The organism is Paenibacillus sp. HGF5 (assembly GCF_000204455.1).
Lineage (GTDB): Bacteria > Bacillota > Bacilli > Paenibacillales > Paenibacillaceae > Paenibacillus_AQ > Paenibacillus_AQ lautus_A.
Genome location: NZ_AEXS01000025.1, coordinates 23,276 through 47,604, shown reverse-complemented (window position 1 = coordinate 47,604; position 24,329 = coordinate 23,276). Strand labels below are relative to the sequence as shown.

Sequence of the window (24,329 nt, the reverse complement as noted above, 5' to 3'; positions counted from 1 at the left end):
GACTCGTTATGACTGTAAGATGCTTGAAAGAGGTGGAACCATGACGGAACTGAAAATACCGAAGCGGCTCACGACCGCCCTCGTGAACTCTTTGACGGCAGGGGTCGTGCCGCGGGTGGGGCTGGAGTTCATCGCCGTCGGCCGCAAGCCGGAGGTGGAGTCGATCCTGCGCGACATGGATAATATCGGCGAGGGCGGCGCCGCCTTCCGGCTGATTACCGGCCGCTACGGAAGCGGCAAAAGCTTCCTGCTGCAGATCATCCGCAACTACGCGATGGATCGCGATTTTGTGGTGGCGGATGCGGATCTGTCGCCGGAGCGGCGGCTTGTGGGCACGAAAGGGCAGGGCCTTGCCACATACCGCGAGCTGATGACCCATCTGTCCACGAGAACGCGTCCGGACGGAGGCGCGCTGGAGGCCATTTTGCAAAAATGGATCGCCGCGATCCAGCAGGACATCATGCAGGAGACGGGCCTGCGCCCGGATGACCCTGCGCTGAACGATAAGGTGGAAACGCAGATTTATGCCGTGACGAACGGTATGCAGAATCTGGTGCACGGTTTTGATTTTGCAAAGGTTCTCGCTGCTTACTGGAACGGCTATAAGCTTGGCGACGATGACCGCAAGGGAGCGGCGCTGCGCTGGCTCCGCGGGGAAGTCCCGACGAAGACGGAGGCCCGCAAGGACCTTGGCGTCGGAGTCATTATCGATGACGACAATTGGTACGATTACATGAAGCTGTGGTCCGAATTTACGGCGGCCATCGGGTATAAGGGATTGCTGCTGTTCATTGACGAAGGGGTTAACCTCTACAAAATCACCAACAGCGTGTCCCGCCAGAGCAACTACGAGAAGCTGCTGACCATGTTCAACGACACGATGCAGGGCAAAGCGGAGCATCTGGGCATCTATATGGGCGGAACGCCGCAGTTTGTCGAGGATGAGCGACGGGGACTGTTCAGTTATGACGCGCTGCGCTCCCGCCTGATCGACGGACGCTACGGCAGCAGTTCGCTGAGAACCTACACGTCGCCTATCCTGAAGCTGGACATGCTGTCGTATGAGGAAATTCTCATCCTCCTGCAAAAGCTGCGCGACATCCATGCCCTGCATTTCAAGTATGAAGCGCAGTTGACGGACGAGCAGCTGATCGCGTTCATGCAGACGGCCGTGAATCGGCTGGGAGCTGAGGAGCTGCTAACCACCCGCGAGGTGGTGCGGGATTTCATGGATCTGCTGCATACGCTGCATCAGCATCCGGAGGCGACGTTTGAAGAGCTGCTAGGCGAGCGCGCCGCAGCGCAGCCGCAGGGCAAGGGGCAAAGCGATGCTCCTTCGGACGATCTGGACGATCTGCTGGCGGAGTTTGAGCTATGAGTGCGAATCCTTTTTCCAGGTTGGCCCCGTTCATTCAGGAGTTTATCTATAAAAAAAGATGGGACACCCTTCGCGAGGCCCAGGTGGAAGCCTGCCGCGTCCTGTTCGACACGTCCAATCATCTGCTGATCGCTTCCGGCACGGCATCGGGCAAGACCGAAGCCGCATTCTTCCCGGCGCTGACGGAGCTGTACAACATGCCTTCCAGCTCGGTCGGGATCCTGTATATCGGGCCGCTAAAGGCACTGATTAACGACCAATTCGAACGGATCACCGATCTGCTGAAGGAAGGCCAGGTGCCGGTATGGCATTGGCACGGCGACGTGTCCCAAGCCGAGAAAACGAAACTCATGCAGAAGCCGTCGGGCGTGCTGCAGATTACGCCGGAATCGCTTGAAGGGCTGCTCATGAACCGGCCGAACGCCATCCCGGCGCTGTTCCAGGATATGCGGTATGTCATCATTGACGAGGTTCATGCCTTCATGGGAGCCGACCGGGGCATTCAGGTGCTGAGCCAGCTGACCCGGATCGAGCGGATGGCTTCCTGTTCGCCACGCCGCATCGGGTTGTCGGCGACGCTCAGCGATTACGAGACCGCAGCCGGTTGGCTGGGCGCAGGCACGAAGCACGCGGTCGAGGTTGTCTCGCCGCAAGGGGGGCGGAAGCTGCGGCTGTCGGTCGAGCATTTCTCCTTCCCGGATGCGCGGGACGAGAAGCAGGCGGAGCAGCTGGAGCTTGCGCGCAAAGCCTACTACGATTTCGTATACGACAACACCCACCTGAAAAAAGCGCTGGTCTTCACCAACAGCCGCTCGGATGCCGAGCTGACCACGCTCGAGCTGCGGCGGATTGCGGCCAAGCGCGAGCAGCGGGATGTCTTCCATGTGCATCATGGAAGCATTTCCGCCATGCTGCGCGAGGAAGCCGAGGCCGCGCTCCGCGAAGGTCCGGGGCCGGCGGTCGCGGCGGCTACCCTGACGCTGGAGCTCGGCATCGATCTCGGCGAGCTGGAGCGGGTGATCCAGCTGGGCGCTCCGTACAGCTGCTCCAGCTTCGTTCAGCGGCTGGGCCGCTCGGGCCGGCGCGGGGATCAGGCCTCCGAGATGATGTTCCTCTGTCCGGAGGACGAGGACGAGGAGGCTATGCTGCCTGCGCGCATGCCATGGATGCTGCTCCGGGCCATTGCCGTCATTGAGCTGTATATTCGCGAGAAATGGGTCGAACCGCTGGCCCTGCGGAAGAAACCGGTCGGCGTGCTTTACCATCAGACGATGAGCACGCTCAAGAGCATGGGCGAGGCCGAGCCGCCGGATCTGGCTCGAGCGGTGCTCACGCTCCCGGCCTTCCGCGGCATCGAGCCGGAGGAATACAAGGAGTTCCTGCAGTATTTGCTCCAGACGGACCACATCCAGCGTACGGAGGAAGGCAGCCTGATCATCGGCCTTGGCGGGGAGAAAATCGTGAACAATTACCGCTTCTATGCGGTGTTTAAGGACGATGAAGAGCATGTCGTTTATAATGGGTCGGAAGAAATCGGATCGATTACGACCGTGCCGCCGCCGGGCTACTGCTTCTCGCTGGCAGGCAAGCTGTGGAAGGTAGAGGAAGTCGACACGAAGCACAAGGCCCTGTACGTGAAGTCGGCCAAGGGCAAGGTCGATACGTTGTGGCTTGGCGCAGGCGGCGATGTGCATACCCGCGTGGTGCAGAAGATGCGGGAGGTGCTCGCTGACAGCGCCATCTATCCATACCTGGCACCGGGTGCGGTGAATCGCCTGGAGCGGGCCCGCCGACTTGCTCGGGAGAGCGGACTGCTGAAACAGGTGGTCATACCGGCGGGCGGCGACTCCCTGTTCATTCTGCCTTGGGCGGGCAGCAAGCAATTTCGCACGCTGGAGCGATTGCTGAAGCATAATCTGTCGGAGCGGCTGGCTCTCCGATCTATCGTGCCGATGGAGCCGTATTACATGGTGGTCGCGGGCAAGGTCGATAACGAAACGCTGATGGAAGAAATCAAGCAGGAATTGGCGAACTGCGAGGACGCCGGCGCGCTTCTCGATCCCGACGAAGCGCCGTATCTCGGCAAATATGACGAGTTCGTCCCGCCGAAGCTCGTTCGCACCGCTTTTGCCGCCGACGGACTGGATCTGGAGGGATTGTCTGAGGCGCTGGGGATGGCACATGGTGCAGCGGGAAGGGGAGCTACGAATGAATGACAAGGAAGAAATACTTCCTGGTGGCAATGTGAACGAAGTCGTACGTATCGGTAATAACGTTCATCGTACTACGAAATGGAGTTCTTTCGTGCATGACTTGCTTCGACACTTGGATAAGCAGGGTTTTGAAGGTGCCCCCAAGTTCATAGGCATTGATCATAGCGGTCGGGAGATCTTGTCTTACATTCCTGGCGAAGTGCCGGGAAACCAATATCCTGATTTTAAACCCTATATATGGTCGGACCATGCCCTTATCCAGAGTGCAGCGTTGTTACGGCGTTATCATGACGCCGTACAGGGCTTTGCTGCAACTTCAATCCAACCCGAGGTTGCACATACCTCTCAGGCTTCGGGGGAGTGGGTCGATGAAGTGATCTGTCACAATGATGCCGCGCCATACAATATCGTTTTTCAAGATGAAGTGCCGGTTGCACTGATCGATTTTGATTTGGCTGCGCCAGGTCCAAGAATTTGGGACATGGTTTATATGCTGTATACCTCAGTCCCGCTGGCAAGCTTTGCAATAGATTACACTACAGGGACATCGATACCTTATCAATCGGAATTACATGCTGCGGATCGCACGCATAGAATATCGCTGTTCTTTAAGTCCTATGGCATATCACCGCCTCCCAACTTGAAAGAATGGACGATAAGACGCCTGAAGGCATTATGCGATACACTTACAACCGGTGCGGCACAAGGAAACAAGGCTTACCAGAACATGATCGATGAGGGGCATGTGGCCCATTACGAACGAGAGATTCAATTTCTGCAGGCACACTTCGAAGAGTGGTACCGGTGAAGGGTACCGATTTGAAGAGTGTCTGCTTTTTTTTCATATCTATCCCCCAATAGTCGTTGAGCATAACTGAAAAAAATATTTGTAACCCCTTCCAAAAAAGCATTGTGTTCACCTCACATATGTGGTAACTTATGAACATAAAAACGTTTTTATCGCAAAGGAAATGGAATGGTTATATGGGTAAAGTAACGATCAAGGATGTGGCAAGAGAAGCCGGAGTCTCCATTTCTACAGTTTCGAATGCATTGAACGACGTAGATGTATTGAACCCGGAGACCAAATCCCATGTGCTGAAGGTGGCGGAGCGGCTCAATTACGTACCTAACCTGAATGGAAAGCTGTTGAAGTCGGGCAAGACCAAGATGCTGGGCTTTTTTACAACAAGCGTGTCAGGGCCTTACTTCTACACATTGGTGGAGTCGATGTCACGGGAATGTGACCGTCTGGGTTATGGTTTGAACGTGTTTGTGACGAAGGATAAGCAGGTGATCATGAGCAATATTATGGGCGGCCGTGTGGACGGCGTCATTATCTTCGAAGAGCTGAAGATCGACGACAAAGACATCGCTGCCATGGAGAAGGATAAGATTAAGGCCGTATTCCTGGATCGCGAGGTTCAGAACGAAACGATGGGCAGCATCATATTCGACTCTTACGTAGCCGGTTATGAAGCAACCAAGTACCTGATCAGCCTGGGGCATAAGAAGATTGCCTACATCTCCGGCGTGGATACGATGTTTGACAGCGTGCAGCGGAAGGAAGGGTATCTGGCTGCGCTCCGGGAGTGCGGGTTCCCGGTCGACGGAGACTACATACTGCAAGGCTATTTCGAGGAAGAGGGTTCCTATAACGCCGTCAAATCGTTTCTTCACTTACACCCCGGGAAAGTGCCCGATGCTTTTCTCGCCGGTAACGACGTGAGCGCCATCGGCTGCATCCGGGCCCTGAAGTCCCACGGATACGAGGTTCCGCAAGACGTCAGCGTCGTGGGCTTCGATGATATCGATATCGCGCAGTATTTTACGCCGCCTCTATCGACCGTTCGCAACCAGATTGCCAGACAGGGGATTTTGGTCGTGGATCATCTGGTGCGCATGATTCAGAAGAAAGAGAAGGGCAAGATTCAGAAGCTGCCGGGAGAACTGGTCGTTCGCGGCTCCAGTCACGTGAAGATGAATCGGAATGAACCGGTTTAACCGAAGGGAAGGATCGAATCAAACGGTTTTTTAAAAATGGTTTTATAAATTCGGGGTTTTTTTGGCGGAAAATAAAAACGTTTTTATTATATGAAACGTTTTTGATCAAAGGGGGTTAAGCAGGTGAGCAAAACAGCTGCAGCAGTTCAGTCAACCGGAAAGGGAGCGGTTCAACCCACCGGGAAGAAGCCGATGGGGCAGAGGATCAAGGAATTCTTTATTGATTACAAGCGGCAATGGGAGCTTCAATCGATGATCATTCCCGGCGTCATCTTCATGTTCATCTTCTGCTACATACCGATTTACGGTTTGACGATTGCGTTTAAAAATTACACCGTTATCGATACGCTGGATTCCGCGCCGTGGGTTGGCCTGGACAATTTCAAGATCATTATGTCGGACAAGTATTTCTGGGACTCCGTCGTCAACACGCTGGGCATCAGCTTCTTGAAACTGGCGATCGGCTTTGTCATTCCGATTATTCTGGCCATTATGATTTACGAGGTTGGCATGGGGCGCTTCAAAAAATTCGTCCAAACCGTCTCGTACCTGCCCCACTTCTTGTCCTGGATCGTATTGGGCGGCATGCTCATTACTTGGTTCTCGACATCCGGCCTGTTCAACGAAATCTTGCTTGCTCTGGGGCTGATCTCGCAGCCGCAAAACATTTTGCTTGATCCAAGCAAGTATTGGTGGATTGCAACGCTGTCGGATATTTGGAAAGAGGCCGGCTGGGGAACGATTCTGTACCTGGCGATCATGGCCAAGATCGATCCTACCTACTACGAGGCTGCAAGAATCGACGGGGCCAGCCGCTTGAGACAAATCTGGAACATCACCCTGCCGAACATGAAGATGATTATCAGCTTGAATTTGATCCTGACTGTAAGCGGTTTATTGGGATCGAATCTGGATCAAACCTTAGTGCTCATGAATTCGCAGAACCGGGAAAAGGCCGAAGTCATTAACTCGTACGTGTACCGGATGGGTATGACGCAGGGAGATTTCTCTTATGCCACAGCCGTTGGTTTGGGCGTATCCATCATCTCCGTCATTCTGCTCGTTACGGCGAATAAGGTGACCAGTAAATTAAACGATAATCAATCCGTTCTATAGGTCATGCAGAAGGGGGTATAACGGTGAATTTAAAAGCAGCAAAAGGAGATCTCGACAGCCGGATCTTTGATACGATCAACATCATTTTACTGGTTACGTTTACGATCATCATCGTCGTTCCGTTATGGAACGTCGTCGTCTCATCCTTCAGCTCGGGCAGGTCCCTTGCCGAGGGTGGGTTCATCTTCTGGCCTACCGAGTTCTCGCTTGAGAATTATCAGGCCGTGTTCAGGGATGCCAGCATATGGAATGCCTTCTTCATCTCGGTGGCCAAAACCGTGATCGGGGTCATCACGCACGTGTTCTTCTGTGCGATGGTGGGATACGGCTTAAGTAAAAAATACGTCCGCGGCCGCAAGTTCTACGTGGCGATGGGTGTCGTTACCATGTTTTTCTCGGGCGGCATGATTCCGACGTACTTGTTGATCAAAGACTTGGGGCTGCTAAACAGCTTCTGGGTTTATATCATCCCGGCTCTGTTAAGTTTTTACGACGTTATCATTCTGATGAACTTCTTCCGCAACGTGCCGGATTCGCTGGAAGAGTCGGCGAAGATCGACGGCGGGGGCGACTGGAGAATATTCCTCAGCATCTTCATTCCTCTTTCCATGCCGGCTATGGCGACGATTGCCCTGTTTAACGGAGTCGGGCAATGGAACGATTTTATGACCACCAAATTGTATATCACGGATCAGTCGCTGTATCCGTTACAGATGATGCTGTATGAGATTATTGTGCAGTCCCAGACCCAATCGATGCAAAATATCGGTTCGGTCGCGATTCAGACGACGACCAAAGGGGTCCAACTAGCAACAATTGTCGTGACGACGCTGCCGATTGTTGTGATGTATCCAATATTACAGAGATATTTTATCTCCGGCATGATGCTCGGGGCTGTTAAAGAGTAGCGAAGCTGCAGCTCTTTAAGGGAGTGGAACAGAAGCAAGCCTGTAAAGACAAGGAGCTATTGAGAAAGCGCTTTTATTAAAAGGGAGGGTTACAGGATGTTGATGAACAAAGCTATGGGTAAGAGAGGACTTACGCTGCTTACGGCATTGATGGCCGTTGTGCTGGTTGTGAGCGGCTGCGGCGAATCGGGGGGGGCCGGCTCCAAGAAGGAGAATTGGATTTCGATCGAGGACCGGTATACACCGGATCCGGAAAAGCCGGCTTGGCAGCTGGACAAAAAAGAAGAGACCACCGAGCTGACTTGGTACGTGAATGCAGACTGGTGGAACACGGATTTCGGCAAGGACGTTGTCACCAAGAAGATTAAGGAAGACCTGAATATCAATATCAAATTCATTACGGGCGACGATACCAAATTGAATACGTTTTTTGCCGGCGGGGATATGCCGGATTTGATTACAACGTTTGACTCGAACTCCCCGGTCGTGCAGAAAGCGGCGACATGGGCGCTGCCGCTGAACGATCTGGCTGAGAAATATGACCCTTACTTCAATAAGGTAGCGGCGCAGGATACCCTCAACTGGTTCCAATTGAAGGACGGCAAAACGTACGGATACCCGAATTATTCCAATACGCAGGAAGACTATGACAGCGGCAACATTCCTGCCAAAACGGCATTTATCATCCGCAAGGACGTGTACGAGGCTATCGGCAAGCCTGCGATGGGAACGCCTGAGGAGTTCCGGGCTGCTCTCGCGGATATCAAGAAGCAGTTCCCTGCCCTGATTCCACTGGGCTTCAATTCCATCGGCGAAGGTACGGGCTCGCTCGGCGACGTGCTGCAGGATTTCATCGGCGTGCCGCTGGAAGACGAGAACGGCGGCTTCTATAACCGGAACCTGGATGAAGACTATCTGACTTGGGTGAAGGCGTTCAATACCGTATACCGTGACGGCGCGATCAGCGATGACAGCTTTGCCGATGACGGAACGGCTTTTGAAGAGAAGGTGAAGGCGGGCAAATACGCAACGATCATGCTGGACGGCACGCCGCAGCAGGGCGGAAACCTGCAGAGCTTCTACAGCAACAACAAAGGCAAAGAGTACATCGCAATTGACGGACCGCAAAGCACGGTCGGACATGCGCCGACCCTGAACCAATCCGGTATTACGGGCTGGATGATCAGCTTTATCACGAAAGAGAATGCAGACCCTGCCAAATCCATTCAGCTCTTCACGTACCTGTTAAGCGAAGAAGGACAAATGCTGATGAACTATGGCATCGAAGGCGAGACTTACCAAGTGAACGCAGACGGCACGGTGGAATTCCTGCCGGACGTGAAGGAGCTTCAGCTGAACAATCCGGATACGTTCAAGAAGGACTACCGCATGGGCGAATTCATGTTCTTCGGACATGACCGCCACAAGGCCCTGAGCGGGGATGCGTTCCCGGATGCGATCAAGCAAATGCAGGAATGGGGCAAAGGCAAGCTGACGCCGCACTTTATTTTGGAGAATATCAACCCGGATCAGGGCACGCCGGAAGCGCGCTCCCTGACGGCCATCAATACGAAATGGAACTCCACGCTCGTCAGCATGATTCGCTCGAAGGACGACGCAGCCTTCGATAGCCTCTTGAACGAATATAAAAAGTTCCTGGACGATAACAACTGGGATAAAATCGTCGAAGTCCGCAACGAGAAGATGAAAGCGAACAAAGAGAAGCTGGGGCTGAAATAAGTTTGCGTTAATGGATGGAAGGGCCCCTTTCTTGACAGGAGAGGGGCTCTTTCCAAGTTATCTTCGGTAAGCCATGGGTAGGAAGACACAAGAAACCTGGAGGGAAACAACATGCTGAACATCACCATCTACCAGTCAAACGGTGAAGAAGAATTATTCGTGAAGAAAGACAAGGCGCAGCTGACGCCCGTAACTACGGGTGCAGCGAAGCATTCGGTTGTCATCGATGAGGAGCAGACGTTTCAGGAGATGGACGGCTTCGGCGCGTCCTTCACGGACTCCGCTGCTTATCTGATCCATCAGGTGCTGGAGACGAAGCAGCGTTCCGAGCTCATGACCCAGCTGTTCGATCCAAACGAAGGGATCGGGTTATCCGTACTCCGCCAGCCGATGGGGGCATCGGATTACGCGCGTGACTTCTACAGCTACAATGATATGCCTGAGGGCCAGACGGATGTAGAGCTGGAGCAGTTCTCCATTGCGCATGACGAGGAAGATATCATTCCTCTTCTGCAGGAAGCGGCGAGATTGAATCCGGACGTGAAGCTGATGGGTTCCCCGTGGAGTCCGCCCGGCTGGATGAAGACGAGCGGGTCGATGATCGGCGGAGAGCTGAAGCCGGAATACTATTCGGTGTATGCTGATTATTTTGTACGTTATATCCAGGGGTATGAAGCCAACGGGCTGCCAATCTATGCAATTACACCGCAAAATGAGGCATTATACTCGCCTGGTCATTATCCTGGCATGATCATGCTGCCCGAAGCGCAGAGCGATTTTATCAAGAACCATCTGAAGCCGCAATTCGTAAAGAACGGCATCGGTACGAAAATACTCTGTTATGACCATAACTGGGACAAGCCCGACTATCCGTTGACCGTCTTTGAGCAAGCGGCCGACGCTGTGGATGGGGTTGCCTGGCACTGGTACGGCGGTAAACCGTCGGCCCAATCCGAAGTCTTCGAGGCATTCCCGGGGAAAGAGGTTCATTTTACGGAAGGATCGGGCGGGGAGTGGATTCCGCCGTTTGAGCAAGCCTTCTCCAATGTGATGCGAACCGGAATCGAGATTCTTCGCAATCACAGTAAATCTTATGTGCTATGGAATATGGCGCTGGACGAGAAGAACGGACCTACCGTGCCGGGCTTTGGCAAAAGCACCTGCCGCGGCATCGTGACGGTGAATCAGCAGACGAAGGAGCTTACCTATACGCTGGATTACTACGCGCTGGCACACTTTAGCAAGGTGATCCGTCCCAAAGCACGGCGCGTGGCATCTACCAGCCATGAGTCCATCCGTTCGGTAGCCTTCAAGAACACGGACGGCTCGATTGCCGTCGTGTTGTTCAACGACAGCGAGGCTTCGGAGAGCGTGGCGATCCAGCTGCGCGGAGAAGAGGCGTTGCAGCTGGAAATGCCGGCGAAGAGTGCGCTGACAGTCAAGATGGAGAGCAACTGATTGGAGGCTGCAGCGTCATAACAGCAACTGCTTGAAAGTTGCGACCTTTATAACTGGATGATAAAAAGCCTGGAACGATGGTTCCAGGCTTTTTTCTGTTTTCGTTAGAGATCAGCTTGTGGCCCTGATCTCGCAAGACAATTGCATCCTATTCTTACATGACTATCGCTGTGCTCCCGAATTCGGTGGGGGACTACGCAGCGCTTATTCTTTTGTCAGACCGAACACGTAAGACTCCAGGAAAGCCTTCAGCTGAGTGAAAGATTCGGGCCTCGCGCTGTATTTATATCGTTCATTCGGCATTTTGAAGTGCATGCGCAGAAGGCCCGCGGTTTTAAGCAGGGACAAATGATAGTGCAGGTTGCTCTTGGAAAGTCCGGTCTTCTGCTGTAATTCCGTAAACGTGACAGGACCGTCAGCGAGAATGTGCAGCAGCACGAGCCTCTTCTCGTCTGCTAATCCCTTGGTCATGCGCAGCAGCTGATGGGTCGGCGTATCTTCGTCCAGCTGCTCATCGTCTACGGCATAACTGATAATGAGCTGTCGGTTGCTCACGTAGTCCATCCGGTTTAACGGCTTGATGTGATAGGTGGGAATGAGCAGAATGGCGTTATATTCGTCTTCGGGATCGAGCACGATCCCGCTTGTTGCCTCATCGATCAAATCAATGTAGGGAAGCTCCCGGCTCAGCAGCTCCATGCGGGCGGCGGAACGCCCTAACAGCTCGTGAATTTCCGGCGTGATGGGATAGGCCCGATGCCACTCCGACATGATTTCATGACTCAGCTCCCGAAAGGTTTTTAGTCCCATCGGAAATCCATCTTCCAGATAAGGCGCCAGGAGTTCGTACAAATGGCCTTCTCCTAAATCGGCGAACCAGGCAAGAAAGCGCTCCACATTGTCTTTCTCCGGGCTGTCTGCGATGACCAGGTGCAGATAAGCAATGGTTTCGCACAGGTCCAGTCCTTCCAGCTTATCCGTAAACCAAACGGGCAGATTCTTCTGAATCTCTTTCCTCCATTTACTCCCCAGATCATGCATTTGATTTTTATTATCCGTATATGCGAACAAGCTGGTGATCAGCTCGTGAACAGGCGAATAGTCAACTCTGATAAAGGTCATGAGCATTCTCCTCCGGTACTTATCATTCCAGTCTCATGTTACCACATCTTAGGGAAAATAAATATTGAACTTTCATAAAGTTCATATATAATTGAACTTAAATAATTAGTTCAAAAAAATATGAACTATTGTGCGGAGGAAGAGGAGTGACTGGATATGACCAATTGGTTCGTTGTGGAATCTCTCATCAAGCAGCAGCAGGTGGAGTTGGATCGAGAGGCCGGAGAGTCCTGGAAATATACGCATGATCGGGTACGTTTGTTGGCACGCTTCTTCCCAGTGAAGAGACGGCCATTTCAGCCGGCCAAGAAAAGAGCCCGAAATTTGAACTAACGGGAACATGGAAGAACCGATTCATATCCATCTACGGAAAAAAGGAGCTGAAAATGAATGGACCTTTTGGCTGAGAATCGTTTAAGCGAGTGCGCCGTACAGGTGCCTGAATCGATAATGAATAACGAGGGAAACCATGACGAGCTGTTGTCTGCCGTGCTCATGCTGCCCGAAACCTTAAGACAACCGATGTATTTGTACTATTACGAGGATTTCAACACCTTGGAAATTGCGGAGGTGCTGCAGATTGAGCCCGAAAATGTCCGGAACCGCATGAGCAGAGCCCGCAAGAAGCTTAAAATGATGCTGGGCAAGAAGCTGGGCGTGATACGGGACGGCCGGGAAAGGGCAAGAAAAGCTGCTTATTCGTCCTCTTGACTTCTTCCGTGAAGATCGAGTATGATTTCCAGTAACTTGAATAACGTGAGACAAAAGCAATGAAGAGAAAGAGTACCTTGGCAGCGTCTTTGAACAGAGAGCCCCGGCAGGTGAAAAGGGGTAAAGAAGGAGCCTCGGGAATATGGTCTCTGAGCTGTGCACCGAAACCCTGCATGGGGTTGTAGGCTGTGCCGGAACCCGCACCCGTTACCGTGCTAGGGTATACACGCGATATATGGGCGTCGTACCCGAAGAGGTGAATGCCGCAAGGCATGAATGAAATTGGGTGGTACCACGTGAGCCATAAGCTCTCGTCCCTTTGGGATGAGGGCTTTTTTTGTTGTCCATAAAAAAAGGAGGATGAACGATATGACGAATATTTTTATCGGCGGTGCCTGGCCATATGCCAACGGGTCTTTACATTTGGGGAGGCTTGCCAGCCTCCTGCCGGGCGATGTGTTGGCACGTTATTTCCGCGCGAAGGGAGATCACGTCTTGTATGTATCGGGCAGCGATTGCCACGGCACGCCGGTGGCGGTGCAAGCGATCCAAGAGGGCGTAACGCCAGGGGATATTGCCGATCGGTATCATGCGGAGTTCGCGGAGTGCTTTGCACAGCTGGGTTTCTCTTACGATTTATATACGCGAACCGATCAGGCGTTTCACCATGGCGTAGTACAAGAGCTGTTCCTGAAGCTGCTGGACAACGGTCATCTGTACCGTAAAACCGTGCTGCAAACGTATTGCGAAACCGATCGGCGGTTTCTGCCGGATCGTTATGTGGAAGGAGATTGCCCCGTATGCGGGAGCAGGGCCCGCGGGGATCAGTGCGACGCCTGTTCCACGATGCTTGATCCTTCCGATCTGACGAACAGGACCTGCAAAATGTGCGGGAACCCGCCGGTGGAGCGGCCCACCGAGCATTTTTATGTAGCGCTGTCGCATTTCCAAGCTGAGCTGGCGGATGATTTGAGTCACGCCCAAGGCTGGCGGGATAATGCGGTGCACATGACCCGAAGATACTTGGAGGAAGGGCTTCAGGACCGGGCGGCTACGCGGGATCTGACCTGGGGCGTGGACGTCCCGGTTCCGGGCTTTGAGGATAAGAAAATCTATGTTTGGATTGAAGCGGTCAGCGGCTACTTGTCCGCCAGCAAGCAGTGGGCCGCGGAGACGGGCGGCGATTGGGAGCCCTTTTGGCGCAAGGGGCAGGGCGAGGTGACCGCTTACTATGTTCATGGGAAGGACAATATTCCGTTTCATACGTTGATTTGGCCCGCGCTGCTGAAGGGGGCCGGGGATCTGCATCAGCCGGATCGGATCATTTCTTGCGAGTACATGACGCTGGAAGGGAAGAAATTCTCAACCAGTCGCAATTGGGCGATATGGGTGCCGGATTTGTTACGCCGCTATCAGCCGGACTCGATTCGGTATTTCCTTATTGCGAACGGTCCCGAGAAGCGGGATGCGGATTTCTCCTGGAGGGAGTTCATTCACAGCCATAACGGCGAGCTGCTTGGAGCGTTCGGGAATTTGGTCAACCGGACTTTGGTGTTTGCGAACAAATCGTTTGACGGGAAAGTGCCTGAGGGTAGCATATCCGATGAGTGGCAGGGCCGGTTGGAGGCATTGTATCAGCAGGCCGGGGCGCTTATTGAGGAGGGGCGACTGAAAGAAGCGTTGGAGTTGATTTTCAGCGTGGTACGCCAGGCGAACAAATATTTCGATGAACGGAAGCCGTGGATTCAGGTCAAGGAGGATCGGGCCGCCTGCGGGACCACGCTGTACACCTGCATTCTGATTATGGCCAATCTGGCGAACCTGCTGCAGCCGTTCATTCCGTTCTCTTGCGATAGGATCCGCGACTTTCTCTCGCTGGAGCCGCCTGCGTGGAAGTGGTGCCACGTTCCGGCCGGCAGGCCGATTCATGGGGTGGAGCTGTTGTTTGAGCGGATCGATCCAAGCCGGATTGAGGAGGAGAGCCGTCGGCTGGGGGAGCTGTCCCTTTAATGGGGGAACTCACGGCTGCCCACCAATAGGGTCAGACCCAGCAGGAGGGTGGGAGCTATCGCTGTCATGATGAAATTCGTATTCGTGCCAGGACCCTGTGAGGTGGGTAGAGATCAAGGGGGCTAGGGATCGAGAGTTGGGGAGTCAGGAAGCAAAGTATCACTAGTCGGGGATACCCAGGAATCAAAGTATCAAGAGTCGAGGAATGAGAAAGCAGAGTATGTGAGTCGAGGATCGAGGGAGCAAAGTAACAAGAGCAGGGGGTCGAGGAAGCGAAGTATCAAGGGTGGGGAGCAAGGAAACAAAGTATCGAGAGTCGGGGATTGTTGGAGCAGAGTATCAAGAGTCGAGGATCGGTGAAGCAAAGTAACAAGGTCGGGGATGAGGAAGCGAAGTAACATGAGTCGAGGAACGGTGAAGCAGAGTATCAAGAGTTGGGGATCGATGAAACAAAGTAACAAGGGTTAAGGATAGGTGAAGCAAAGTAACAAGAGCAGGGGGTCGAGGAAGCAAAGTAACATGAGTCGAGGGACGATGGAACAAAGTACTAGAGGAGCTTCGACATGGGCGAAAATTGATGAAGCAACGTCGCGTGAGTGTTGAAGGTTTGCGGTTTGGATGGGGCTGGATTTGTGACGTTTGGAGGACAATGGTTCCGTTATTTCTATGTTTTTAGCCATATTGCAGTGGTTTGAGGACAGGAGATCCGCTATATTCAAAATTTACTGGGATCCAACCGTGTAAAAGCTGCATTAACGGATCCTATGTCCGCATTGGCCCAAAAGAGGCCCGAATATCAGTAAATAGCGGAACCAGTGTCCGCATAGATTCAAAAACAGAGTGGTTTCTGCCAAAAGGATTCTAAGAAGACCTGATCGCAGACTGATGCACATCCCATCTGACAATCAGGTTTAAGTCCTTGTTGGTTCCAAAAGCCGCCCAAAAATCAGCAAATAGGGGAACTAGTGTCCACGGATCGACCCCAAAAAAGGACCGAATATCAGCAAATAGCGGATCCTAAGCCTATGTCCGCATCGAAGTGCCGACTAGCGGCCCCAGGCAATCACTAGTCGACCCCAAAAAGAGCGACTTTGAGCGAGTAGAGCATCGGAGGATGCTTCTTTGAAGCCTTATGAAGCGAGAGTACGCCGCTTGAAGCACTGGCGGATACAAAAAGGAGCCTAGCGGGAATGCTGCGGGCTCCTCTTCATTTAAGCTTTTACAAGATCAGCGATCCGTTTCGTGAATCCAATTCGTCAAGACGGCGTTAAAAAGCTCAGGCTCCTCGAACATCGGATTATGGCCGCTTTGCTCAAAAACGACCTTTCTCACGTTTGCTTGCGAGCCGTCTACGGCATCCCATAGCGACACGGGGCCGACCAAATAGTCGTACCGTCCAAGACCGATGAAGACGGGGATATTGACCTCTTCCAGGCAATCGATCAGATTCAGCCGCGCGAAGGCTTCTCCCCATAAATGATCCAAGACGGGCATGCTGGTGAAGACCCCATCCCACATCCAAGCCGTATCATAGGCATAATCATAAAAGCTGTGGGCCCCCATCCGAATGCACATATGAGCAAACCGCCGTTCAGGCTCCCTTCGGATATCCTCCTCCAGCAGGGCGATATCCACTTCGAACTGCCGTTTCCGCTCAGGGCTTGCCGTCTCATTGAAAAAAGCGATGCTCTGCTGCTGCCGCTCCGAACTATTGGAGGGTGCCGTATTCAGCAGGATCACCTTGCGGACATGTTCCGGATAGGTTTGGGCATACGCCAGCGCCATAAAGGCGTGTCCCGAATGCCCCAATATGATAAAATCCTCCAGTCCCAGCGCTTGTCTTGCCCTTTCGATATCATCCAGAACCTTATTCAGCGTATAGTCTTCGGGTTCTAGTGTCCGAGGAGGCTCCACAAAGCCTCGATGGTCCAGGAAAATCAATTGAAATGACATATATAGCTGCTCCGAAAACAAGCGGGGGTAGTAAACGCTGCTTCCCACCACCAATATGGGCTTGCCGTTTCCGCGAATGGAAACATTCAATGCAAAACCTTCGCTCATTATCGTTTTTCGTGTATTCATTTGTATCGTCCTCGTTTCGTATAATTTTTAATCGCACCAGCCCCTTTCCTGTTCGGATTCCATTACATTCTCCATAGAACGTTCCAGCATTCTAAATCACCTCGATTAGCGTTCGTTCAAGCTCAGTATAGCATAGGAGCACAGGTACTCGGTGTAACAGATACCAGGCTTTCGTACATCGTACAAAACTGCTCCCTGTGCGCACGGCACGTGGTCCGGGGCATGCTTGGATGGGTGCCAACCATATCTGCCGCTGCTGAAAAAAAGCAAAGTATACAAGTTCGGACCGCTTCGAAAGGCCACTTATTCAGCGGTGTTCCGAAGGGTCAGGGCAAGTGCAGGATAATCCGCGGCAATCGCGTCCTTGCGCTCGAGGATGCGGTCAAATTCAAAGGCCGAGCTGAACAATTCCGGCTCGGGCTTGAACGTCACGCTGGTTCCCGTCTCTTGAGTCAAACCAACCGTCAAAAGACCCGTCTGTGGAATGCCGTGCCGGTATTCCTGCCGGTATATATTCCCGTCACGCCGAATTTCCACGGACAGCTGCTTGGAGAGGGCATTGACCACGGCAATGCTGATGCCTTTTTCCGCGCCGGGAACCAGAAAGTGCGCGCTGTTGTTGAACCGGTGGACATCGGTCAGAATCGACTGCACAACGGGGACATCGGAATTCGGGAGGGCCTGCACCGGAATGCCCCTTCCGTTGTCGGTCACCGTCACGCTGCCATCCTCATGCAGAAAAATGCCGATCTGATCGCCATACCCGCTCGTATGCTCCAAAATCGAATTTTCCACCACGGCCCAAAGCAGCTGATGAATATCAAAGCCATGCGAGGGCCCGAAGTACATCCCTGCATTGTTGCGGGTTTCCGACATCTCCAGGTAATCGCTGGCATCGAGCAGATCGCCGGCAGCGGACAACAGCAGCAGGAACGGCAGGCTTCGATGCTGGGGAAGAGCGTAGCGGCCCCCCTGCTCCTGGACGAGCAGGTCTGCGCCGAGCAGCGCCTTGAGATGATGATACAGCTGACCCGTCGTTCCCATGTTCAACCGTTCCACCAGCTCCGAACCCGATAGCGGCTCCGCCATGACGGCCTTCAAAATATCCAGGCGCTGCTTGTTGCCCAGGGCAGCGAGGATTTTGGCCGCTTTCTCGGTATTCATGTCCAGTAATTGATTCAATCGGCGTTGCTGTGGCTCCCAGCGGATGTTTTGTCCGTTCAGGTGCACTTGCCCGGAGTAGAAGACAGAGCCATCTTCCGGATTGGGTTCATTTATGGTGGGCGCTGTTGCGATTTCTTGGCGGTATGGGTTTGATGCGGATGCAGGTTTTCGTTCCATAAGAGCTTGATAAACAAGCTGCTGCAGCTCCGCCATTTGATTCTTTAAGACATCCATCTCTTGGGTCAGATCACGTGTCATGTGGAATCATCAACCTCACTTTAGTTTATTATGTTATTACGTAATTATTATATTACGTAATAACATTATTGTACACCCATTATAAGGAGATCGTTGTTTGAAATAGCGGCTTGTTTGTCTATAGTTGTTTTTTCTCTGTTGGTGGCACTCCGATCGCCTTACAATGAACGCAAAGGCTGGTGACATTCATTTGAGCGAAAGAATCATTCGTAATTTTAGGCAGGGCGACATGCCTCTACTAGGCGAGTTATATCAGGCGGTATCCGCCGAGAATGCGCTGTTCTGGTGGGTGGGTGACCGGGAGAATTGGGAAAACGTGTTTTGCGCTATCGAAGACGGGAAGATGGTAGCTAAGGGTCAGGTCGGGATCATGAACGTGATTCCGCCGGGATGTGCCCCGAACTGCAAGCATCATATTTACGTGAATCTCAAGGTGGTTCCGCATCGTGAGCGGGATGATGGCCTGTTGGACGAATTGTATCAGGTCCTGTATGAACGGGCGGTTGTCTTAATGAGGACTTTGCCGAAGACGTACGAGACGTATTTGTGCGTGGGCAATTATGTCCATGAGAGCGCCAATAACGCTTTTTTTACGGTGAAGAAGGGGTTTCAGCCGCTGGAGAACCTTTATGCCATGAAACGATCATTGGAGAAGCCTATTCCTGCCTTGCCGTTAGATGATCGCTATCAAAATCGATTGTGGAGGATCGAGTCTGCGGAAGAGGAAGTGGAGTATTTAAAGCTCGAAGCTGAGATTTGGCCGGAAGCGCCGCTGGGTCTCGAACGATTACGGGAATATAAGGGGCATTCCAACTGGATCGCCATGAATGTCCTGGAAGGGGATACGATCGTCGGCAGTACCATGGCATGGCAGGAGGAGGGGGATGGCGTGATTGAAGATGTGTTTGTGCGGGAACCGTGGAGACGGCGGGGGATCGCCAAACATTCTGCTTTGCCGCGCCATATCTTATCTTCAGGCGCATGGGTCCGCCACGGTCAAGCTGCAAGTAAAGGCAGCCAATGATACGGCGTTATCGCTGTATCAGTCGGTCGGCTTTGCCATAGACCAAGAGGAGCACCGGTTTTACCTGCCGCTGGAGCAGGAAAGCCACTAAAAAGGATCGACAGCCATGCGTGCGACAAGCATGTTGGTTAACAGCCATCGAAGCATGCCTCGGACCACGCAACGTACGCACAGGGAGTAATACGCAAGATGTACAATACAAAGACCACGCCAGGAACGAATCCTGGCGTGGTCTTTTCTATACGAAATTGAAAGTTATGAGGTTGATTCTTCGCCCCCGGAAACATTCGGATTGGCATCCAGAATGCCTACCGTGACATCCCACAGCTTCGGCAGGAAACGGAGGGTCTCTTCGGCCATCCGGAGCAGGTCATCGGTAGACGTTATGCCGAGATCGGCCAGGATCGCATCGAAAGCGGGAGCATACTGTTCTTGAAATTGGGGAGTCCCGTCAGCCTCCAAGATGTTGTGGCAGCGGGCGAAGGTGGCCACCATCCAGAAGACGGCTTCCCGATGGCTTCCGTTTAGGATCAGCTCGCGGCTGCCGTCAATGGCAATCGGTCTTGCCTCCGGCGTAATGTCACTGCTGAAGAAAAAGGGTGTCTTCGCAATCGCAGCAGCAGCATCGAAGGTTCGGGCCAGTCCGTTGAGATGATTCATGGCTTGCTCGGCAGTCAGGTCTTTACAGCCCAGCAAACGTAACAGCTCCTCGTAGACCTCCTCTTGGTTATATTCCTTCAGCACGTCGCGAACTGCCGCATAGCGGAGTCTGACCGTGGGGTTGCGAAGCGCGGCGACCAGAAGCATATGGGTGGTTACGCCGGTAGGAAACAGCCACGAGGTTACCTGGCGATGCCAAGGAGCGGTAGGATCTATGGATTGGAGACCGTTCATGATACGTTCGCGCACGTTCTCACAGCGGCGGGTGACCCAGATCCGGTCGGCAAAATGCCGCGAGACGTCCGTCTGCAGCTTGCGCAGCTGCCCGGTCGGGTCGGACATCAGGGTGTCTACGCGGAAGCTGCCGGCCAGATGGTAGGACGTTAATACTTGCTCGGGCGAAGCTAGGTCCTGCCAGGACAGATAGGTGACCTCGATCAAGGCATCCTGGTAGATAAACTTCCCCGGTTTCAGCGGGGGCTCCGGATCCGCGGTGACTACAACGACGTCAATGTCTGATGACGGAGCCATCTGGGCATCGTCCGGCTTGCCGACCGTGGAGCCGCTGAAATAGGCACCCATGAATCCAGGCTCCCTGCTGGCATGCTGCAAGACCCAATCTGTTGCCGCTGCTCGTGCTGATCCAACGTTCATAATCAGATTCCTCCTCTACCTGCATAATGTCGCAGAAAATAACAAAAATATCCTAATTTTCATTCCTTAATCATTATATGGACTTCCCTTCTAATGTACAACCGCTTACAAAGGGGGCTTGGTCCGTCATCCACATAATAAAGAGATGGAGATGCATGCAAAGAAGATTAATCCTTATGGGTGCAGGATACTGGAAAAGGCTCATATAAGGTAGCACTGGTCTCCGATAGTGTGAAATAAAAAACGGACATTCCCATACTCGCTGACGTTCTGCGATGGGTATTGTCCGTTTTTGGCTTGTTTTTCTATTCTATTCATCTGCAATCATAAGCGTTGTGTTGGTCTTCTTGAATGTTGGAATGAAGCTTGGATGGACGTTCGCATCCGTCACGATGGTATCGATTCTGTCGAGCGGAGCGATGGAAATGGTAACGTCTTTGCCAAACTTGGTGCTGTCCGCCATGACAATCACCTCTTTGGACAGCTCGATCATTTTTTTGCGCGTGATGGCTTCTTCCAGGTTGTAGTCGGAGATGCCTTTTTCGATGGTGATGCCGCTGCAGCAGATAAACGCCTTCAGCACATTCAGCTCATGAAAGTTGAAGATGTATTCATACGCGACGACGGATTGCTCCTCCCGCCGGATTTTGCCGCCGATCATAATTAGCTCCACGTCGCTGTCCATCAGCTCGATCGCAACCGGAAGTGAATTCGTAACCACCGTCAGCTTCTTCTTATGCTTCACGTATTTGGCGATTTGGTACGTGGTCGAGCCGCTGTCGATGTAGATGCAGTCGCCGTCATGAACGAATTCGCTGCATTTGCGGGCGATCCGGTCCTTCTCTTCCAGCTGGCTGACCATGCGCTCATCCATGGAGGATTCGCCGAACCGGGACTCCACGAGCTTTACCCCGCCATAGATCTTCTCAATCCGCCCTTGCTTGGTCAGGGTGTTCAAATCCCGTCGCAGCGTATCCACGGAGACGTTCAGCTCTTCCGTAAGCTCCGTGATCTTCAGTACTTTTCGAATCGTAAGCAGCTCAAGTATTTTCTTTTGCCTCTCCAATGGAAACATTCGCTCACCCATTCAATCCGCATTAGTGGTTGATGCCTGTATTCATGTCTAGTTTACCGATTCGCACGGCCATGTTCAATACAGTTACCTACATTATTCATAAGTTAGGCATCTGTTTTGAGTGAATATGGTCAATAGTTGGTATTGATTTATGAATGATATATGCATAATTTACTTACATTTAACAGTTCCCATGATTCTTATTTACATATGGTTTCTATACTGAGGATGTGTTTAAGGAGGTGAGCCGTTTGCTGAAGCTAGCGCATATTTGCAAACAATTCGACGATAAAGTGGTTTTGGATGACATCAACGTAGAAATCGGCACGGGCGAGATTGTATCGCTGCTTGGTCCGAGCGGGAGCGGGAAGACCACATTGCTGAATATTATTTTGGGACTCACCCGAATGGATCAGGGAAAAATCGTGTTCCAGGGTCAAGATCTGAGCAACGTACCGATGAAGAAGCGGGGATTTAATATCGTGTTTCAGGACTATGCCTTATTCCCCAACTTGAATGCCTACGACAATATCGTATACGGCCTGCGCAATAAGAAGGGAACCGCGAGCGAGCAGGAGGTCCGGGAATATATCGATTTTCTCGAGCTCCAGCCCCACTTGGACAAGCGGATCGGCGAACTGTCAGGGGGGCAGAAGCAGAGAGTGGCGCTGGCCAGAACGCTGGTCACGAAACCGAAAATCCTGCTGCTCGATGAGCCGCTCAGTGCGCTGGACGGCGTGATCAAGGAATCGATCAAGCAGCGGATCCAATCGATCGCCAGGGAATTCAAGCTGACCACGATCATTGTGACGCATGACCCGGAAGAGGCGCTGACGCTCTCGGACAAAATCCTGATCATCCATCAGGGACAGATTGCCCAATTCGGCACGCCTCAGGAGATTGTCCATCATCCGAGCAATGATTTTGTGAAGCAGTTCATTATCAAGCAGCTGCATATCAAAAGGCAGAACATCTACAACCTGTTCGGTGAACAGTATGCGTAGCGCGAAGCCTGAAATGCGGGTGATCTTTACCGTTATCCTGTTATTGTTCGCCGTGTTTCTGTTCCTGCCGCTGCTCATATTGCTGATCCGCTCCTTCGGATCCGATCAGGGATTTACCCTTGGACACTATGCATCCATAGGGGCGAATCGGGAATTCGTCGTGGCGATCGGCAACAGCGTGAAGGTATCGGGCGTAACGGCCGTGATCACGACCGTTCTGGGGTTCATACTCGCGTATTCCATTCATTGCACCAAAATATACCGGCCCGTCAAAGGCCTGCTGAAAACCGTCATCATGGTCCCCATGCTGCTCCCGACGATTACCTATGGGTTCGCCATCATGTATTCGTTCGGTAACCAGGGCTTGATCACCCGGCTTGCCGGGCGCAATCTGTTCGATATCTACGGATGGAACGGGCTGCTCATCGGCTACGTCATTTACACGCTGCCGCCGGTATTCCTGCTGATCCATAACGCGTTTAAGTACATTGATAAAAAATTCATCATCGTATCCAAGTTAATGGGTGACGGTACGATGAGAAGTTTCATGAATACGATTTTGCGTCCCCTTGCGGGAGCCCTTGGAGGGGCCTTTGTGCTGTCCTTTATCTTAAGCTTTACGGATTTTGGGATTCCGGCTTCCGTCGGCGGTACCTATCCGGTCGTGGCGACGCAGCTGTACCAGGTGATGCTGGGTTCCATTCCGGACTTCAATCAAGGCGCTGTCATTGCGGTAATGATGCTGATTCCGGCCGTGTTCGGCATCTGGCTGCTGAATTATCTGGAAAAGTGGAATTTCCACTATGACAAGCTGTCGGATATCGAGCTGCCGCGGCAGCGCGTTCGGGATATCGCCTTCGGGGTGATGTCGTCGGCCATTGTGATGGGCATGCTGTCCATTTTTGCGGTGATGTTCATCGCTCCTTGGCTGAGCAGTTACCCCTATGACATGACCTTCACGTTCCAGCATGTGCGGGATGTGATTCAATCGAGTGATTTGACGGGGGTCTATCGCAATTCGCTCTGGGTCGCCTTCTTAACGGCGCTGCTCGGTACCTTGATGGCGTACTTATCCGCGCTGCTCAATGTGCGTACATCGTTAAAAGCCCGGTCCGCGGTAGACATCATATCCATGATAACCAATACCGTGCCCGGCATGGTGCTCGGGATATCCTACCTGCTCTTCTTTAACGGGAGCAGTCTGAAGGGGACCTTTATCATTATCGTTCTGTGCAACATCGTTCATTTCTTTACGACGCCGTACCTGATGGCCAAGAACTCTCTGTCCAAGATGAATCCCTCCTGGGAAACCACGGGAGAACTGCTGGGGGACAGCTGGTTCAAGACCGTGTATCGGGTGGTCCTCCCGAACTCGGCCTCAACCGTCATTGAGATGTTCAGCTACTATTTCATCAACGCCATGGTGACGATCAGCGGCATCATTTTTCTCGTATCGGCCCAGACGTCGCTCGTCGCCAGCAAAATCAAAGAGCTGCAGCATTTCGCCAAGTTTAATGAGATCTTCGTGCTGTCGATGCTGATCTTCTTCACGAATCTGATCATCAAGCTGGTGTGCGACGCATGGCAGAGGAGAACGGCGCATCGCTAAAGGTGCCCCATTACGCTTGTCCGCTACGATGCCGGATCGTACTTCCGATCGCTGTTGTCTTCGGATTTCTCGGATTGAGATGATTAAGCAGTAGAAATCCGAATACAAAGGCGAACGCATTCGCTTCTCCAATACGATT

General features: G+C 52.6%; 20 protein-coding genes. 15 read left to right on the top strand and 5 right to left on the bottom strand.

All coding sequences use genetic code 11. The features are described from left to right. The first annotated feature begins 40 nt into the window (after positions 1–40). The 8 genes from HMPREF9412_RS04700 (at position 41) to HMPREF9412_RS04665 (ending at position 10,817) form a co-directional block, all read left to right on the top strand. Positions 41–1,378, top strand: a complete 1,338-nt coding sequence (locus HMPREF9412_RS04700) for an ATP-binding protein (protein ID WP_009590188.1) — start codon at positions 41–43, stop codon at positions 1,376–1,378. Beyond that, a complete protein-coding gene (locus HMPREF9412_RS04695) occupies positions 1,375–3,594 on the top strand; it encodes a DEAD/DEAH box helicase (RefSeq protein WP_009590157.1) in 2,220 nt (739 codons plus the stop codon). Before HMPREF9412_RS04700 ends, HMPREF9412_RS04695 begins: the two co-directional genes overlap by 4 nt. Beyond that, entirely contained in the window at positions 3,587–4,399 is an 813-nt protein-coding gene (locus HMPREF9412_RS04690; RefSeq protein ID WP_009590155.1) for a phosphotransferase, read from the top strand. The genes HMPREF9412_RS04695 and HMPREF9412_RS04690 overlap by 8 nt, the downstream gene beginning before the upstream one ends. 176 nt (positions 4,400–4,575) lie before the next feature. Further along, positions 4,576–5,595 (top strand): LacI family DNA-binding transcriptional regulator, encoded by a 1,020-nt coding sequence (locus HMPREF9412_RS04685; RefSeq protein WP_036671292.1) that lies wholly within the window; start codon positions 4,576–4,578, stop codon positions 5,593–5,595. Between the two features lie 123 nt (positions 5,596–5,718). Next, complete coding sequence (locus HMPREF9412_RS04680) at positions 5,719–6,711, top strand: ABC transporter permease (protein WP_009590171.1); 993 nt, start codon at positions 5,719–5,721, stop codon at positions 6,709–6,711. Positions 6,712–6,734: 23 nt separating this feature from the next. Continuing rightward, positions 6,735–7,619: a carbohydrate ABC transporter permease gene (locus HMPREF9412_RS04675; RefSeq protein WP_009590180.1), complete on the top strand. Its 885-nt coding sequence runs from the start codon at positions 6,735–6,737 to the stop codon at positions 7,617–7,619. A gap of 96 nt (positions 7,620–7,715) precedes the next feature. Next, complete coding sequence (locus HMPREF9412_RS04670; protein ID WP_009590195.1) at positions 7,716–9,359, top strand: sugar ABC transporter substrate-binding protein; 1,644 nt, start codon at positions 7,716–7,718, stop codon at positions 9,357–9,359. 111 nt (positions 9,360–9,470) lie between these two features. Continuing rightward, positions 9,471–10,817 (top strand): glycoside hydrolase family 30 protein, encoded by a 1,347-nt coding sequence (locus HMPREF9412_RS04665; RefSeq protein WP_009590147.1) that lies wholly within the window; start codon positions 9,471–9,473, stop codon positions 10,815–10,817. A 204-nt stretch (positions 10,818–11,021) separates the two neighbouring features. Here the strand turns inward: HMPREF9412_RS04665 and HMPREF9412_RS04660 are convergent, their stop codons facing one another. Beyond that, positions 11,022–11,939, bottom strand: a complete 918-nt coding sequence (locus tag HMPREF9412_RS04660) for an ArsR/SmtB family transcription factor (RefSeq protein ID WP_009590156.1) — start codon at positions 11,937–11,939, stop codon at positions 11,022–11,024. A gap of 156 nt (positions 11,940–12,095) precedes the next feature. Between HMPREF9412_RS04660 and HMPREF9412_RS32780 the strand changes: the two genes are divergently transcribed. From HMPREF9412_RS32780 to metG, 4 genes are all read left to right on the top strand, one after another. After that, a complete protein-coding gene (locus HMPREF9412_RS32780) occupies positions 12,096–12,272 on the top strand; it encodes a hypothetical protein (protein ID WP_009590199.1) in 177 nt (58 codons plus the stop codon). A gap of 57 nt (positions 12,273–12,329) precedes the next feature. Beyond that, entirely contained in the window at positions 12,330–12,650 is a 321-nt protein-coding gene (locus HMPREF9412_RS04655) for a sigma factor-like helix-turn-helix DNA-binding protein (protein ID WP_009590184.1), read from the top strand. Between the two features lie 142 nt (positions 12,651–12,792). Beyond that, the gene (locus HMPREF9412_RS33770) at positions 12,793–12,930 is read left to right on the top strand and encodes a hypothetical protein (RefSeq protein ID WP_441295358.1); all 138 of its coding nucleotides are present in this window, start codon (positions 12,793–12,795) and stop codon (positions 12,928–12,930) included. Positions 12,931–13,019: 89 nt separating this feature from the next. Next, on the top strand, positions 13,020–14,660 hold the full coding sequence (gene metG, locus HMPREF9412_RS04650; protein WP_009590181.1) for a methionine--tRNA ligase: 1,641 nt from the start codon (positions 13,020–13,022) through the stop codon (positions 14,658–14,660). A gap of 1,227 nt (positions 14,661–15,887) precedes the next feature. Here the strand turns inward: metG and HMPREF9412_RS04645 are convergent. Both HMPREF9412_RS04645 and HMPREF9412_RS04640 read right to left on the bottom strand, forming a co-directional pair. Further along, positions 15,888–16,742, bottom strand: coding sequence for an alpha/beta fold hydrolase (locus HMPREF9412_RS04645; RefSeq protein ID WP_009590152.1), 855 nt, complete (start codon positions 16,740–16,742; stop codon positions 15,888–15,890). Between the two features lie 303 nt (positions 16,743–17,045). Next, complete coding sequence (locus tag HMPREF9412_RS04640; protein ID WP_009590154.1) at positions 17,046–18,164, bottom strand: ATP-binding protein; 1,119 nt, start codon at positions 18,162–18,164, stop codon at positions 17,046–17,048. A gap of 190 nt (positions 18,165–18,354) precedes the next feature. Between HMPREF9412_RS04640 and HMPREF9412_RS04635 the strand changes: the two genes are divergently transcribed. Next, positions 18,355–19,188, top strand: coding sequence for a GNAT family N-acetyltransferase (locus HMPREF9412_RS04635; protein ID WP_368072372.1), 834 nt, complete (start codon positions 18,355–18,357; stop codon positions 19,186–19,188). A gap of 255 nt (positions 19,189–19,443) precedes the next feature. On the opposite strand, the gene HMPREF9412_RS04630 is transcribed toward HMPREF9412_RS04635, so the two are convergent. Continuing rightward, positions 19,444–20,502, bottom strand: a complete 1,059-nt coding sequence (locus HMPREF9412_RS04630; protein ID WP_009590162.1) for a hypothetical protein — start codon at positions 20,500–20,502, stop codon at positions 19,444–19,446. Between the two features lie 310 nt (positions 20,503–20,812). Continuing rightward, a complete protein-coding gene (locus HMPREF9412_RS04625; protein WP_009590150.1) occupies positions 20,813–21,577 on the bottom strand; it encodes a DeoR/GlpR family DNA-binding transcription regulator in 765 nt (254 codons plus the stop codon). Positions 21,578–21,828: 251 nt separating this feature from the next. Here HMPREF9412_RS04625 and HMPREF9412_RS04620 point away from each other — a divergent pair, with 251 nt between their 5' ends. Both HMPREF9412_RS04620 and HMPREF9412_RS04615 read left to right on the top strand, forming a co-directional pair. Beyond that, positions 21,829–22,581, top strand: coding sequence for an ABC transporter ATP-binding protein (locus HMPREF9412_RS04620; protein WP_009590194.1), 753 nt, complete (start codon positions 21,829–21,831; stop codon positions 22,579–22,581). Further along, positions 22,574–24,190, top strand: coding sequence for an ABC transporter permease subunit (locus HMPREF9412_RS04615; protein WP_036671289.1), 1,617 nt, complete (start codon positions 22,574–22,576; stop codon positions 24,188–24,190). Before HMPREF9412_RS04620 ends, HMPREF9412_RS04615 begins: the two co-directional genes overlap by 8 nt. Positions 24,191–24,329: the final 139 nt, after the last annotated feature.